Here is a 14949-nt window from a genome sequence, read left to right as displayed (position 1 = left end):
TAGATAAATATGCAATCCATAATTAAAGTTGACTTGGGGCCACAATCTTACAATGTTTGCGTGCGATCGGGCGGATTAGACGAACTCGGCAGTCTGATGGGCGATCTAAGTTTGGGCAAAAAAGTGCTGCTGGTGTCCAATCAGTCGATTTTTCGGCAGTACGGCGAAAGAGCAACCGCAGCCCTCGAATCAGCCGGTCTGGAAGTCGGTAGCTGCATTTTACCACCGGGAGAACAGTACAAAACTTTAAATTCGGTACAGAAAATTTACGGTGCGGCTTTGGAAAACCGCTTAGAACGTTCCTCGACAATGGTCGCTTTGGGCGGCGGGGTTGTGGGCGATATGACGGGTTTTGCGGCGGCGACTTGGCTGCGGGGAATTAATGTCGTGCAGGTTCCGACTTCGCTGCTGGCGATGGTTGATGCTTCTATTGGTGGCAAAACAGGGGTAAATCATCCTTTAGGGAAGAATTTAATCGGGGCTTTTCACCAGCCACGTTTGGTGTTAATTGACCCGGATGTACTCAAAACTCTGCCGGCGAGGGAGTTTCGTTCGGCGATGGCGGAAGTGATTAAGTACGGAGTGATTTGGGATGTTGAATTGTTTGAAAAGTTGGAAAAGTGCAAGCGTTTGGATCAAATGCGCTATGTGAAGGCGGATTTGTTGGCTGAAATTTTAAGCAGGTCTTGCCAAGCTAAGGCTGAGGTGGTTAGCAAAGACGAGAAGGAATCGGGTTTGCGGGCGATTTTGAATTACGGACACACCATCGGTCATGCTGTGGAAAGTTTGACCAATTACAAGGTGATCAATCACGGGGAAGGAGTGGCAATCGGCATGGCTGCGTCAAGCCGATTGGCTGTGGAGTTGGGAATGTGGGATGCTGAGTGCGATCGCCGTCAGTCTGCTTTGATTGAAAAAGCGGGTTTACCTGCCAAATTGCCGGCGGGTGTGGATGTTGAGGAAATTTTGCATACTTTGCAACTGGATAAGAAGGTGCAGGATGGCAAGGTGCGGTTTGTGCTGCCGGTGCGCTTGGGTGAGGCTGCTGTGAGCGATCGGGTGGATGGGGATTTGATTATACAAGTTTTGAAGGAAATGCTTTAGATTCTCGTTTTTGGGGCTGTTTAACCGCCGCTGAACGCCCATTAACGCCGATCGCCAAAGGTGTTTTTTCTTTCAATGTGCGATCGGCGGTTGAGTTTAGGACTCGCTGGATCGCGAATTGATTTCCTCCAAAATTTTATCTACTCTGTTAGCAGCTTGAGTTCTACCTTGCTTGATAAATAACTCCTTAGCTTTTTTGAGACTGGCTACCGCCTCCGCTTGGTTTTCCTTGTCTCCTTGCTGGTACAAACCGACTCCTAAATTGTTTAAAGCATCGGGATATCGATCGTTAATTTTAACGGCTTGTCTCCACTGAACAATTGCTTCTGGCAACTGGCCTTGACTTGCCATTGCCACGCCTAAATCGTTGTGAGCTTTGGCGTGCTGTGGGTTGACTTCAATTGCTTTTTGGAATAAAACGATCGCATCGCTCATTTTATCTTGCCCCGACAGCATAGTTCCCAACTTGTAATAAGCATCCGCTTCTTTGGGATAGCGAGCGATTAGTTGTCGGTACAAAGCTTCGGCATTGACAAGATTCCCTTGACCGTAAAGGTCGTTGGCAGTTCTCAAGCCCACCGTGTAGCCTTTACCTACAACTTGGCACTTTTTCTCGGAGTTGCCTTCTTGCTTGCAAATCCTGAGTTCGTCTCCCTTCATTTCGTAGGAAATTACTTCCCGAACAGCAGGGCCTCGGCGCGGTGGCTGCGAGTTTTGCGAGAGTTGCAGGGCGATTGGCTCAGCTTGTGCCGATTGAGCCACTGCTGCATTGCAGATTCCTGCACCCACCAAAATGCTTGGGGCGATCCACCTTAAGGGTTTGAACAAGCGAAACTCTCGATCGTTTTTCATGTCTTTTGTGGAAACGTGTTGTTGATATCCTGGGTTTCACTAGCGCCGTAAGAGTCGGAGCCGATGGGGCCCACCCGATGAAATAGGTAGTTATTAACAGTCGAGATATTTTAGCACTGCGGGGCCGAGTTTGAGTTAAATTAGAGTAGAATTCCGATCGATTCTCAGTCAACCTTAGCAGGAAAATAGAAATGGGGCAGTCTATTCTTACCATGCTCTTTGCGCTCATCCTCGGCTACGCTGTTAACTCAAGCGTCAAAATAGTCAGCGGTGGCGACGAAGCTTTAGTGGAACGTTTGGGTCAATACAAGCGCACCCTCAAGCCAGGATTCCACTTTATCAGTCCCCTGGTCGAAAAAGTCGTCTGCGTGGACACAAGCCGTGAAAGAGTTTTAGACATTAAACCTCAGTCAGCAATCACGGGAGATAATGTGGCTCTCGAAGTCGATGCCGTTGTGTATTGGCGGGTTGTGAATTTACAGAAAGCTTATTATGGAATCGATCAAATTGAAAATGCGATCGCCAACTTAGTGTTAACGACGTTTCGCGCTGAAATTGGTCGATTGCCAATGCAAGACATCTTGGGTTCCCGAGATGACATGAATAAAAAGTTACTCAAAAAGTTGGACGAAGCTACCGAAACTTGGGGTGTCAAAGTAATTCGGGTGGAAATTCAAAGCATTACACCTCCGAAAAGGGTGCAAGAAGCTATGGAATTGGAGCGCGCCACTAAGAGCGAGTGGCAAGCAATGGTTAATAAGGCGATCGGCACTAAGGAGTATATGAGGCTCTTAGTTGAAGCTTTAGACTCCCATCCCAATAGTAAGCAAGTTTTGAATTACTTAGTAACCGAAAAATACTTAGACGCTCAACAAAAATTGGGCGAAAGCGACAATGCCAAAATTCTGTTTATGGATCCGAGAAGCATGACGGAAGCTCTGGGCGAGCTGATGGGTTCTATGCCCGATGTCATTCATTCTGAGGGCGGGGAAATGAAAGTTATTGATACTCACACTTCTCAAGACTGATTTCTGAAGATAGCGTCGGCAACCAGACAAACATCGTGCATTTCTCTGACATCGTGAACTCGCAAGATATCTGCCAAATTTGCGATCGCACCTGTACAAGCCGCCGCTGTCCCCCAAACTCTTTGTTTCGCTTCTGGCTGATTCAAAATGTGACCGATGAAGCTTTTTCGCGATACTCCGACTAAAATCGGACAGTTTAAAACACGGAATTTTCGCAAATCTCGCAGAATTTCTAAGTTTTGACTGTAAGTCTTGGCAAAGCCAATACCAGGGTCGAGAATTATTTGAGATTTGTCAATCCCCGCAGCAACTGCTGCAGCAATTCGACTCTCGAAAAATCCCCCAATTTCCCCCATTAAATCCCGATAATCTGTCAGTTGTTGCATCGTTTGGGGAGTTCCCCGAATGTGCATCAAAATTATTGGCACTTTTAACTGAGCAACCGTTGACAGCATTTCCGCATCAAAAGTAGCTCCCGAAATATCGTTAATTATATCCGCTCCCGCCTCAACCGCAGCTTTCGCAACCTGCGCTCTGGTAGTATCGACTGAAATAGGAACTGAGCCAAAAATATCGGCTTTTTGTCGGAGTATTTGTACGACAGGTATAACGCGATTAATCTCTTCTCCTAATGATATTTCCGCTGCACCAGGCCGAGTAGATTGACCGCCAATATCAATAATATCTACCCCCGATTTTACCATATTTTCCGCTTGCGCCAAAGCAGATTCTATGGTATAGAAATCTCCGCCGTCGCTGAAGCTATCAGGGGTAACATTCAAAACGCCCATTAAATAAGTGCGTTTTCCCCACTCGAAAGATTGACCTCTAATTGTCATTTTTATTTGGTGACTACCTTCTTTTTCGACTAGCTGATCCGCCCAGTGCGAGCGCGTAAGTCGGAAGGCGTGGTTAATTCCCTAAAAAGCTAGGCGACTCAATTTAAAATGCTACCAATAAAGCGCCAATCGTTTGCAAGACAGAGACAACAGTCTCAATAGACAATCCTAGCAAGGTCGCCAATTGACCGAGCCCCGTTGCTATTTCAGTAATTCCCGCCCCGGAACTGATTAAAGCTATCAACTGGCTGATAATTTCAGTGACAGCAGGTAACGCCGCAGTAATAGCGGGTTCTTGAGCAACCAAGCCAGACAGAAACGCCACAGCTCCAACTCCCGCTTTGAGAGCTGTGAGTAGTGCGGTTAGCTGCGTGATCGCGTTTGGTCCTTGGGTGTGAACGTAATCTAAAATTTGTGCGATTGTTGCTACGAGTGCATCCATGCCTATGTCCTTTTAAAGTTTTATTTTACTTAAACTCGATTTTTAATTGTTTAACAAAGTTTGCTAGAGGAGTGTATGACACTTTTCCTACTGTCCTGGTTCAAGTGTTGAAGCAAACAATTTTCCAGCTTTCGTCTGCTATAACTCTTACAGATTATCTGGTTTTGGTGTCATAACTCCTGGCATAACCCCCCAATTACTAATTACCCATTAGGACTTATTTGTAATTGACAATTCGAGCAAAACTCGCAGCTTCCAAACTAGCACCGCCTACCAGAACCCCGTCAATCTCAGGCATCGCCATAACTTCATCAATATTCTCCGGTTTAACAGAGCCGCCGTACTGAATTGGCACGCCAGGATTAGTCAATTTACTGCGAATCAAACCAATAACTCGGTTAGCTTCCTTAGCTTCGCAAGTATCGCCAGTGCCAATCGCCCAAATCGGTTCGTAAGCAATGACTAACTTATTTTGGTCAACATCAACCAAATCTTTTGCCAACTGAGAAAAAATGTGAGATTCAGTTTCCCCTGCATCTCGCTGCTGCTTGGTTTCCCCAACGCACAGAATCGGAATTAAATCGTATTTCTGAGCCGCTTTTAGCCGCAAATTGACCGTTTCGTCAGTTTCCCCAAAATATTGGCGTCGCTCGCTGTGGCCGATGATGACATAACGGACACCAAGTTCACTCAGCATTGGCCCGGAAATTTCCCCAGTAAAAGCTCCAGACTCTTGCCAGTGAACATTCTGAGCACCGAGTCTGATCCGGCTGCCGTGCAAATTTTTCGAGAGGACAGCCAAGGAAGTGAAGGGAACGCAAAGCACGACTTCCCGTTCCTCTGGGGTTTCCGTCAGGCAGGACATGAATCCTTGAAGAAACTCTAGGGATTCAGTCCTAGTTTTGTACATTTTCCAGTTGCCAGCAATAACTATTTTCCGCACGGGTGACTCAGTAGCTCTGTGAACATCAAAATCAGGCAACTTATAGTTTAAAGCTTTAGGGTACATTTCGAGGCCTTATTGCCCAAACTCGATGCGAGCTTGCTCAACTAAGTCAACGGTGACGACTTCGGTTTCGGCTTCGCGGGCCAACTGCTCGATGCGGACGCGAGCTTGTCCCCGGACAAAATAGGGAATATTTTTCAGCTTCGCCTTGGCTTCTGGCGTCCATTTTAAATCATCGGAAAATTCGGAATCGGGCATGGCGTATTGAGCGATCGACTACAAGCCTTCATGGATCTGGCTTTGATGGAAAGCCTGGATGTCTTAAATTTACCACGAGTTGCGATCGCCCCACACCTGATCACTCTGCCTTAAATTTGTTGCCTAAAATAGCCGACGCTTCTTGTAAAAGCTGATTCTGCTCTTCTCGAATTGCCTCCAATCTGCCCAAAATATTAGCAAGTCGTTCTTGAGACTCCAAACGGTTTGATTCAACTCCCCTCAATTGTAAACCTGAATTATTTTTGTCTTGGGGATTCTTTGAAACCAATGAGTTTACAGCCACTCCACCGACATTACTTACAGATTTAGAGCCGACACTCACAACTCTTTGCATAAATTTTACAGGGCTTTGCAGAATAAATAACCATCCTCCAGCAAAAAAGCTACTTAAACCCTGAAAAAGACCCAATATAATGAATATAAATAGTAGCAAACTTGCTAAAAATATCAGCGGATGACTCACCAACCAGAAGACTACAGGGTGAGCATCAATCCAATCTTTGACAGTACCATTGATAGCACTTTTGATGGCATCTGAAACGGCACCGCTCATATTTCCCGCCTTGTTAATGCTATCTTCTAATGAAGCCTTAGCCTTTTCGGTAGCTTGATTTACACTCTCTACAGCTTGGTTAGTGCTTTGATTCAGAGTATTGATCGCAGAGTTAGTCGTTTGATTAATAGTTTCTTTAGCAGTTGCCGCAGAGTGAGAAACAGCATCAACAGCTTTGTTGGTACTTTCACTGATGCGACTAACTGCTTGATTGCCGACTTCCGATATATAAATTCTCGCTTTTTCTATTTTCTCCGCTACAGTACCTCAAGCATTGTTCGTAGCTTGATTAACAGTATTAACTGCAGAATTAGTAGTTTGACTGAGAGCTTCTTTTGCCTGAAATGCAGTTTCGGAGAGAGAGGATTTAGGTTCTGCTGTTGCTTCTGAAATAGAATTCACTGCTTGTCCGACTTGTTCCGTCCAAACTTCTTTCGTTTTTTGAAAGCTTTGAGAAAAATCAGCGAGTGCTACTTCCATAGTTAGTGATCTCTATCAAGTTAATTTACTGTTTTCCAGTGATTATATTATATAGCAATTCTTGCAAGAGTCATATTTTTTTTACCCACCCCAACCCTCCCCGAACTCGCGGGGAGTCCGTAAGAAATTCACAAATGATGCGAGAATTCTATAGTATTAGCTTCCATGCCCCCATGCTTTGAAAGATAGTGCCAACGCTTTGACGATGTGTTCCAGACTCAAGCCCAAAGACAGGAGTTTAGACACTATCTGGGGGGATTATTGGGAGAAAGGAGAGAAACAACCTATCCGAGAACGCGCAAAAGGCTGTAAATATTTCTTAACAAAGCTTACGCCTTTTAGCCGTCAGAGCTTCCTAGTGCGAACAAACGCTCAACTAAGGGCGAAGCTATACGCGATAATGTGACCATCAGATGTATTTCCCAAAAATAGCTCGGACGATCGCTCAAAGATGAGGTAGGAATTTGATGCACCTAAAAAAGGCTGAATTAAGTTGAGAAATATAGCATATTATTCGAGCGGCGATCGCCAGATAACAGGCGATCGTTCGTCAAAGCTCGCTCAACGTTGTAAAAACTGTTTAAAACCCCAAAAATAATTACATATTTACAAAAATTAGTGCAAGTGACCAGACTTTATATCTCCGAAAAAAAGCGACAAATTTTAAGTAGAGTGTGGCTGTTGGTTTAATAAACCGGACGCTACCTAGGATGTTGTTGCGGCAGCTTAGCTGGTGTATAATTTATGACATATTAGCCAATTTTTTACTTTCCATCCCAAGCTCAAAATATGCTAGGCTAGAATATTTCCAAAGCTTGAGATACACCATGACGTATGTATCAATCATTAGAAGAGTCAGCCATTTCGACTAACCCATCTACGGAATCGTCCTCTCTAATTCTGATTGTGGATGACGATGCCTTGATGCGTTTGCAACTTCGACTGTATTTACAGAAGGAAAAATACCGAGTGGCTGAAGCTAATGATGGGTTGACAGGGCTAGCAGTTTATGAGGAAGTACATCCAGACCTCATCCTGCTAGATGCAGTGATGCCCACTATGGATGGTTTTGCTTGTTGTCAAAAATTATCTGAAGTGGCTCAGAGCGATCGCCCACCTATCTTGATGATTACTAGCTTGGAAGACAAAGAATCTGTCGATCGAGCGTTTGCAGCGGGAGCGGCTGACTATATAACCAAACCAATTCACTGGGCTGTTCTGGGACAGAGAGTGCGACGGTTGATTCAGCAATTCCACTTGCAACAGCAACAAACCCTACTTTACAAACAGCTAGAAGCCGCCAATCGGCAATTAAAATACCTCGCGTCAATTGACGGCTTGACTCAGATTGCCAATCGCCGTCAGTTTGACCAACAGCTAGAGGAGGAGTGGCGACGCATGACGAGGCAGCAAACTCCTTTGTCACTGATTTTGTGTGATATCGATTTATTCAAGCCTTACAACGATACTTATGGACATCAAGCAGGGGATGTATGTTTACAGCAAGTTGCCGCAGCTCTCAATCGCAGTATTAATCGAGCTGGAGATTTAGTCGCACGTTATGGAGGTGAAGAATTTGTAGTGATTTTGCCCGAAACAGAGCTTGAGGGAGCCGTCCAAATCGTTAAAAAAATTCAGGCTTGCATCCAAGCTTTAGCAATAGTTCATAAGAGTTCTCCGAATCATTGCATTACGCTCAGCTTCGGTATTACCAGTGTGATTCCTACCCAAGAGAGCCGGCCAGAAACTTTAATTACTGCTGCCGATGCAGCACTTTATCAAGCCAAAGACAAAGGTCGTAATACTTTTTGCACCAAGATTCATACAGTTAATGAATTCACCCGTTAAATCATAAGGGTAAAAACTATGCCTCTCGTAATTTGGAATAATTATTTTTTAAAAGTTTAGGGAAATATCAAGTCCTACATGAGTAAGCCTTGATTTTAGTATTAAAGCCTCAATAATCGGTTGTGCGACATTCATGAAAACTGTCAGGGATAGAACGAGAGTGTGTCTACGACAATTTTTTATCAAAATTAGTTTATATTCAGCAAGTAGCGATTCTAGAAGTTTATGGAAAGAGCTAGCTCAGTGCGTGATCAAAGATGGTTTGGTGCGATCGCCCTTCTCACTGGTGCGGGTGTTCTGGGCAACCATTGCAATTTGTCTCTTTTCTTTGGGGTTGATTTCCTCTTTGGCAGTATTCCCATACTGATTATTACTTACTACTTCGGCTGGGGCTGGGGAGGCGTGGCTGGTCTAATTGCAGGCAGCTATACTTATATCCTTTGGCATCATCCATACGCCACGATTATTTTGGTAATTGAGGCTCTGTTTGTAGGGTTTCTTTGCAAGAAGCGCCAACAGCCAAATATCCTTTTATTCGATGGGATTTACTGGTTCTTAATTGGAATGCCCCTCGTTTGGCTTTTCTACGGTCAAATGATGCACATGGAAGCGAATCAGACCATCCTCGTTATGTGCAAGCAAGCAGTCAACGGCATTTTTAATGCCTTAGTTGCCAGCTTAATCATTTCGTATGCGCCGATTTCTCGGTGGATTAGTCCTTCAAAGCATCTCGCCCTCTCTTTACAACAAACTATTTTTCATCTTTTGGTTGCTTTTGTCTTTATTCCAGGACTGATGCTATTAGTTCTTGATGGTAGATACTTTGTTGGTCAAATCCCAACGACGGTGCAAACGGAGTTACAAGCAAACGCAAAAACTATCACTAGCGCAATATCTCGATGGCATCACCGATACCTCACAGCTTTGAACCAATTAGCTGACATATCGCTCATGCCTGAAGCCACCACTGCTACTAATCAAGCGATTCATTCATCCCAGCAGCTACAACAAGACATTCGCCTGATCGAGCAGTTGTTTCCAGATTTCGACACAATTTATGTTGCCGATTCATCTGGAACAATTTTAGCTACTTCTTCTCCTTTAGATCAAACCCGCCGGCGATTGATCGAACAAAGCAGGGAACATCAATCTCTAATTCCCCTGGCTCAAGAGCGGTTGAGACCTTGGATGACTCCTATCCACAAAGATATATTAGTGGACGAACCTCATGTAGGATTGAATGTACCCCTGCAATTTCAAGGTCGTTTTCTTGGGCTGATCCACGGTTCATTAGCATTAAGCCAGATCAAAGCTCTCTACATTTTCCAGAGAAACAATCAGCAACTAGGCATTACATTACTCGATGAAAACAACCGAGTCATTGCTAGTAATCAATCCGACCAAAAGCTTTTGACCAGTGTTCAGGAGTCAAAGGACGGCAGCACTCGCACCTTAGAGGGAACCTTGCAGCAGTGGCTTCCTAGCAATGGCAAGAATCCGATGATCCGTTGGAAAAATTCTCTGTATATACAGGAATTTACTATTAGCTCCGATCTCGACTGGAAATTACGCTTACAAATTCCAGCAGCTCCCTATGTAGAAAATTTACAAAATCGCTACAAGGTTGACTTGAGTATTCTACTCGTCGTCACAATGTTGGCATTTTTGTTTGCAACGTTGGTTAGCGAACGACTGGTCAAGCCATTATCTTATTTAGCTCGTGCGACTACTGACTTACCCAACAAGCTTTCAGAAGAAACATTTGAATGGAAACATACCTCTGTTAGTGAAATCAATGAGCTTGCTCGCAATTTTCAATTGATGGCGATCGCGCTTTATCAAAAATTTAGGGAGATTAAACACGCCAACGCTACATTAGAACAGCGGGTTCACGAACGAACGCAAAAATTATCCAGAATCAATCACTCTCTGAAAGGGGAAATTAAGAGACGTAAACAAGCCGAATCTGAACTAAGAACAAGAGAAGCGGCGATACGAGCTTTATATGAAGTCACTGCTACCCAAAATCTCAATTTTGAGCAGCGCATCCAAGCGTTGATTGACATGGGATGTCAGAATTTGGGGCTTGAAAGTGGCGTCTTGGCTCGTGTGCAAGATAACCGTTATGAGGTGATGGTTGCGCGATCGCCCGATCGAGTCCTGAAACCAGGTGATGTCTTTGATATTAAGCAAACTTTGTGCTGTGAAGCTTTAGACACAAATGAACCCCTAACCATCGAACATATAGGCACCTCAAAATGGCGTTACCATCCTGCCTATCTTGCCCTTGGCATGGAAGCTTATATTGGAACACGAGTTTTAGTTGCAGGCCAAGTCTACAGTACACTCAGCTTTTCTAGTAAATCTCCCCGTGCAGACAGCTTTAAATCTGCCCATGTGGAATTACTGAAGCTGATGGCTCAATGGATTGGTAGTGAAATTGAACGGCATCAGGCAGAAGTCGCTCTGCAAGCGAGTGAAGAGCGGTGGGAACTCGCCCTACGTGGTAGTAATGATGGGGTATGGGATTGGAACGTCAACACCAATGAAGTATTCTTCTCCGCTCGCTGGAAAGAAATGTTGGGCTACGAAGACCATGAAATTCCCCATCACTTGGACGAATGGAGCAAGCGGGTGCATCCCGAGGATCTCGGTTGCGTCATGCAAGTAATTCAAGATCACTTTGAGGGAAAAACTTCTTTTTATACTACGGAACATCGAGTTCTTTGTAAGGATGGGAGCTACAAGTGGATTCTAACTCGAGGGCAGGCGCTTTCGGATGAAGCGGGCCGAGTTGTCCGTATGACTGGTTCTCACAGCGATATTACCGAGCGCAAAAACTTAGAGCAGGAAATTCAAGCCAGAGAGCAATTATTGAATGCTTTTTTTAAAGGAGCTTCCCTAGCAGGGGTGGGGCTGTGTATCCACGATCGGCAGTTGAGATTTTTACAAATCAATGAGGCACTAGCTGAATTTAATGGCCACTCTGTGGAGGCTCACTTAAGTAAGACAACCGATGATATTTTGGGGGAATTTGCTCCTACTGTAAATGCACTGTTACAACAGGTTTTAACGACAGGAAAACCTTCCATCAACTTGGAAATGAGCACAGCACTATCCAGTCAAACGGGTGTCAAGCGCCACTGGCTCGTTTCTCACTTTCCCATTTTCAAGGATGCAGAGCAGCCTATAGCAGTGGGTTGCATTCTAATTGAAATTAGCGATCGCAAACGAGCCGAAGCAGAACTGCAACAAATGAGTGCGGCTCTAGAAAATGCCGTGGCAGGCATTTCTCGGCTTGACCCTCAAGGACGCTATATCTCTGTCAATGTGACTTATGCTGCCATCTGCGGATATCAGCCCGAGGAACTGCTAGGGATGGACTGGCAAAAAACCTTTCATCCTGAAGATGTTGAGAAGATGGGGGCTGCTTATGAGCAAATGTTGAGAGACGGCAGAGTCGAAGCGGAAGCTAGGGGAATGCGAAAAGATGGCTCTAGCTTCTATAAACAATTGGTGATGGTTTCTGCTTATGACGAGCAAAATGTGTTTGTCGGGCATCACTGCTTCATGAAGGATATTAGCGATCGCAAGCAGGCAGAAGAAGCACTACAACGACAGTTGCAAAAGGCCCTACTGCTGAAGCAAATTACCCAAGAAATTCGTCAAAGCCTTAATGCTCAGCAGATATTTGCAACGGCTGCTATTCAGATTGGGCAAACTTTTGGGGTCAGTCGCTGCTTAATTAGCACATACCAGGACAATCCACTGGCTCAGTTTCCTGTCGTTGCAGAGTATCTAGGAGTGGGCTCTGGGCCTAGCGGCGAGCATAACCTTCTGGCGGCGAGTCCTGCTTATACAAAACGGTTGATGGCTCAAGATGAAGCGATCGCCTCCCCGGATGTCTACTGCGATTCATTGGTCACCTGTGCTCATTCAATTTGTACCCGTCTGAATTTGAGATCGACATTAGCAGTGCGAACCTCTTACCAAGGAGAACCGAATGGTGCCATTTGTTTGCACCAGTGCGATCGTTACCGTCATTGGACTACCGATCAAGTGGAGTTGCTAGAATCCGTCGCGGCTCAAGTAGGAATTGCCCTAGCTCAAGCCAAGTTACTAGAGCAAGAAACTCAACAACGAGAAGAATTAACTCTGAAAAACTGTGCCCTGGAGCAAACTAGACGGGAAGCAGAAGCTGCGAACCGAGCCAAAAGTGAGTTTCTGGCGATGATGAGCCATGAAATTCGCACTCCCATGAATGCGGTTATTGGCATGACGGGACTACTGCTGGATACAGAACTCAAGGCTCAACAGCGAGACTTTATCGAGACGATTCGCAATAGTGGGGATACCCTCCTGAGTATCATCAACGACATCCTTGACTTCTCCAAAATTGAGTCGGGCAAGCTGGAGTTAGAAAAGCATCCCTTGAGCTTGAGAGATTGCATAGAAAATGCGATCGACCAACTTGCAGTTAAAGCAGATGAGAAGGATATTGAGTTGGGCTACCTCATCCAGCCTCAGACTCCTAAGTTGATTTTGGGTGATGTCACCCGTCTCCGTCAGATTCTAGTTAACTTGCTCAACAATGCGATTAAGTTTACCGAAACTGGGGAAGTTACCATTTCCGTGGAAGCCTCTCTAGTTGATCCTGACAAAACAATTTCTGAGCCAGGTAACTTGTCAGAAAGCTTGTATGAAATCCAGTTTGCCATTCAAGACACAGGCATTGGCATTCCAGCCAACCGGCTCGATCGACTGTTTAAGTCTTTTAGTCAAGTAGATGCTTCGACGACTCGGCAGTATGGAGGGACAGGTTTAGGTCTGGCGATTAGTAAGCGACTTAGTGAAACGATGAACGGCACGATCTGGGTTGAAAGCCGAGGCCACATCGGAGGAACCCCTTCACCAAAATGGCAAGCCGCTAAGCTTAATCGAGTCACAATGGGTTCTACCTTCTACTTCACGATTGTGGCATCCTCTGTGGCTACTGAGTTAGCGGAACCGATGGAAATGGTACCAGAACTATCTGGCAAGCGTTTATTAATCGTGGATGACCAGCCCACTAACCGAAAGATTCTGACGTTGCAAGCAGAGACTTGGGGGATGCAGAGTCTGGCTGCCCAATCGGCTGTGGAAGCGCTCAATTGGCTTGAGAGTGGAGAAACCTTTGATGTGGCTATTTTAGATATGCAAATGCCACAAATGGACGGTCTCACACTCGCCTCAGCCATCCACCAGCATCCTAAGTGCCACCCTTTACCCCTAGTGTTGCTGACTTCAATGGGCTACCCAGAAGCGAGTTCTTCAGCGCTATCGACCCACTTTGCGGCTTTTTTAAGCAAACCCATCAAAAAATCCCAGCTCTATCAAATACTGATCCATGTGCTACAAGCTCAACCGAAAAAAGTTCAACAACAACTTCCTATATCTGTTCAGGATGATATGAAACTGGCCCAGAGACTCCCACTGCGAATTCTTTTAGCAGAAGATCATCTGGTGAATCAGAAGGTGGCACTGCTGCTGTTAGAGCGTTTGGGATACCGGGCAGATATTGCTGCCAATGGATTAGAAGTTTTGGAAGCCCTGAATCGCCAGCCTTATGATGTGGTGCTGATGGATGTACAAATGCCAGAGATGGATGGACTAGAAGCCAGCCGTCGTATTTGCCAGGAGTGGCCGGCTCATACTCGTCCCAGGATTATTGCCATGACGGCAAATGCCATGCAGGGCGATCGCCAGGTTTGTCTTGATGCTGGCATGAATGACTATATCAGTAAACCAATTCGACTAGAGGCTCTCAACCAAGCGCTGAGTCAGTGTCCACCCAACCCGGAACCGCAGCAGGCCCAAAAGGAGGAACCAGATAGCAACAAGCCAGAAATTGATGTGCCAGCAGTTAATCTTACAGAACTGCAAGCTTTCTGTAGCAGCATCGATCAAGATTCAACCCAGATTTTGAGCTTGCTGGCGAACTGCTACTTGGAGGAAGGTCTAAAGTTGCTAGAAGCTATGAAATTAGCGATCGCCCAAGGGGATACTCAAACCCTAAAGCGAGTGGCTCATACCCTCAAAGGTAGTAGTGCGAATCTAAGCGCTGCTCCTCTCGCCCAGCTTTGTCGCAGGTTAGAAGTCATCAGTACCTCTGGTGAACTAGATCAAGCCTCAACCCTATTGGCTCAAATCGAGGGTGAGTACGATCGTGTCAAAAATACTCTCCAACAAGAACTACAAAAGAGCGAAACTAATCTATGAAAGTCCATTAAATAGGTATCTTTTTGCATCAGGACTTAGGCAACTGTCACCCGGATGCCGCAAAATGACTATGCGATCGCATACGCATGATCAAGCCTGGTTCCAAATCTGTTAGCATCGGAATTATTATTCATATATCTCTTCTCTGCATCTGCGTGAATCAGCATCAATTCCTTGTCATCTGCGGTTCATAAATTATATTTTTTATTTTAAGAGACTGTTGGCGAATGTCTGAGGGGTTTCACCCCTCAGACATCGCCGTCCTGAATAGGCAGAATGATTGTGTAATCACGCAGCATATTAAATAATCTATTATGACT

General features: G+C 45.2%; 11 protein-coding genes and 1 pseudogene. 5 read left to right on the top strand and 7 right to left on the bottom strand.

Annotation, left to right across the window (positions count from 1 at the left end; genetic code table 11):
- Positions 1-9 precede the first annotated feature (9 nt).
- Positions 10-1104, top strand: coding sequence for a 3-dehydroquinate synthase (aroB, locus tag QUA03_RS17945; protein ID WP_333213608.1), 1095 nt, complete (start codon positions 10-12; stop codon positions 1102-1104).
- 96 nt (positions 1105-1200) lie between these two features.
- Here aroB and QUA03_RS17940 read toward each other — a convergent pair whose 3' ends face one another.
- Positions 1201-1956: a tetratricopeptide repeat protein gene (locus QUA03_RS17940; RefSeq protein WP_333213607.1), complete on the bottom strand. Its 756-nt coding sequence runs from the start codon at positions 1954-1956 to the stop codon at positions 1201-1203.
- Positions 1957-2147: 191 nt separating this feature from the next.
- Between QUA03_RS17940 and QUA03_RS17935 the strand changes: the two genes are divergently transcribed.
- Positions 2148-2984 (top strand): stomatin-like protein, encoded by an 837-nt coding sequence (locus QUA03_RS17935; protein ID WP_333213606.1) that lies wholly within the window; start codon positions 2148-2150, stop codon positions 2982-2984.
- Here the strand turns inward: QUA03_RS17935 and folP are convergent.
- From folP to QUA03_RS17905, 6 genes are all read right to left on the bottom strand, one after another.
- Positions 2975-3823, bottom strand: coding sequence for a dihydropteroate synthase (gene folP / locus QUA03_RS17930; RefSeq protein ID WP_333213603.1), 849 nt, complete (start codon positions 3821-3823; stop codon positions 2975-2977). The two genes, QUA03_RS17935 and folP, sit on opposite strands and share 10 nt — an antisense overlap.
- 103 nt (positions 3824-3926) lie before the next feature.
- Positions 3927-4265, bottom strand: coding sequence for a hypothetical protein (locus QUA03_RS17925; protein WP_333213601.1), 339 nt, complete (start codon positions 4263-4265; stop codon positions 3927-3929).
- 217 nt (positions 4266-4482) lie between these two features.
- Complete coding sequence (gene tpiA, locus QUA03_RS17920) at positions 4483-5208, bottom strand: triose-phosphate isomerase (RefSeq protein ID WP_333213657.1); 726 nt, start codon at positions 5206-5208, stop codon at positions 4483-4485.
- A gap of 75 nt (positions 5209-5283) precedes the next feature.
- Positions 5284-5469: a PCP reductase family protein gene (locus tag QUA03_RS17915; RefSeq protein WP_006633749.1), complete on the bottom strand. Its 186-nt coding sequence runs from the start codon at positions 5467-5469 to the stop codon at positions 5284-5286.
- 100 nt (positions 5470-5569) lie between these two features.
- Positions 5570-6043, bottom strand: a complete 474-nt coding sequence (locus QUA03_RS17910; RefSeq protein WP_333213599.1) for a hypothetical protein — start codon at positions 6041-6043, stop codon at positions 5570-5572.
- Positions 6044-6310: 267 nt separating this feature from the next.
- The gene (locus QUA03_RS17905; RefSeq protein WP_333213597.1) at positions 6311-6523 is read right to left on the bottom strand and encodes a hypothetical protein; all 213 of its coding nucleotides are present in this window, start codon (positions 6521-6523) and stop codon (positions 6311-6313) included.
- A 165-nt stretch (positions 6524-6688) separates the two neighbouring features.
- On the opposite strand from QUA03_RS17905, the pseudogene QUA03_RS29045 reads away from it, so the two are divergent.
- The 3 genes and pseudogenes from QUA03_RS29045 to QUA03_RS17895 all read left to right on the top strand — a co-directional run.
- A pseudogene (locus QUA03_RS29045) lies at positions 6689-6843 on the top strand (IS701 family transposase); the annotation flags it as partial.
- A 514-nt stretch (positions 6844-7357) separates the two neighbouring features.
- Complete coding sequence (locus QUA03_RS17900; RefSeq protein WP_333213596.1) at positions 7358-8371, top strand: PleD family two-component system response regulator; 1014 nt, start codon at positions 7358-7360, stop codon at positions 8369-8371.
- 225 nt (positions 8372-8596) lie between these two features.
- Positions 8597-14629 carry a response regulator gene (locus QUA03_RS17895; RefSeq protein ID WP_445304862.1) on the top strand — a complete coding sequence of 2011 codons (6033 nt, stop codon included), beginning with the start codon at positions 8597-8599 and terminating at the stop codon, positions 14627-14629.
- Positions 14630-14949 lie beyond the last annotated feature (320 nt).

The organism is Microcoleus sp. S36b_A4 (assembly GCF_036700645.1).
Lineage (GTDB): Bacteria > Cyanobacteriota > Cyanobacteriia > Cyanobacteriales > Microcoleaceae > Microcoleus.
The sequence above is the reverse complement of the archived record's forward strand: the minus strand, read 5'-3'. Positions and strand labels throughout refer to the sequence as shown.

Excerpts from the sequence above, each read along its gene's own strand:
- aroB (WP_333213608.1), top strand. The coding sequence starts at position 10 with ATGCAATCCATAATTAAAGTTGACTTGGGGCCACAATCTTACAATGTT.
- QUA03_RS17940 (WP_333213607.1), bottom strand. The coding sequence starts at position 1,956 with ATGAAAAACGATCGAGAGTTTCGCTTGTTCAAACCCTTAAGGTGGATC.
- QUA03_RS17935 (WP_333213606.1), top strand. The coding sequence starts at position 2,148 with ATGGGGCAGTCTATTCTTACCATGCTCTTTGCGCTCATCCTCGGCTAC.
- folP (WP_333213603.1), bottom strand. The coding sequence starts at position 3,823 with ATGACAATTAGAGGTCAATCTTTCGAGTGGGGAAAACGCACTTATTTA.
- QUA03_RS17925 (WP_333213601.1), bottom strand. The coding sequence starts at position 4,265 with ATGGATGCACTCGTAGCAACAATCGCACAAATTTTAGATTACGTTCAC.
- QUA03_RS17915 (WP_006633749.1), bottom strand. The coding sequence starts at position 5,469 with ATGCCCGATTCCGAATTTTCCGATGATTTAAAATGGACGCCAGAAGCC.
- QUA03_RS17910 (WP_333213599.1), bottom strand. The coding sequence starts at position 6,043 with ATGAGCGGTGCCGTTTCAGATGCCATCAAAAGTGCTATCAATGGTACT.
- QUA03_RS17905 (WP_333213597.1), bottom strand. The coding sequence starts at position 6,523 with ATGGAAGTAGCACTCGCTGATTTTTCTCAAAGCTTTCAAAAAACGAAA.
- QUA03_RS17900 (WP_333213596.1), top strand. The coding sequence starts at position 7,358 with ATGTATCAATCATTAGAAGAGTCAGCCATTTCGACTAACCCATCTACG.
- QUA03_RS17895 (WP_445304862.1), top strand. The coding sequence starts at position 8,597 with ATGGAAAGAGCTAGCTCAGTGCGTGATCAAAGATGGTTTGGTGCGATC.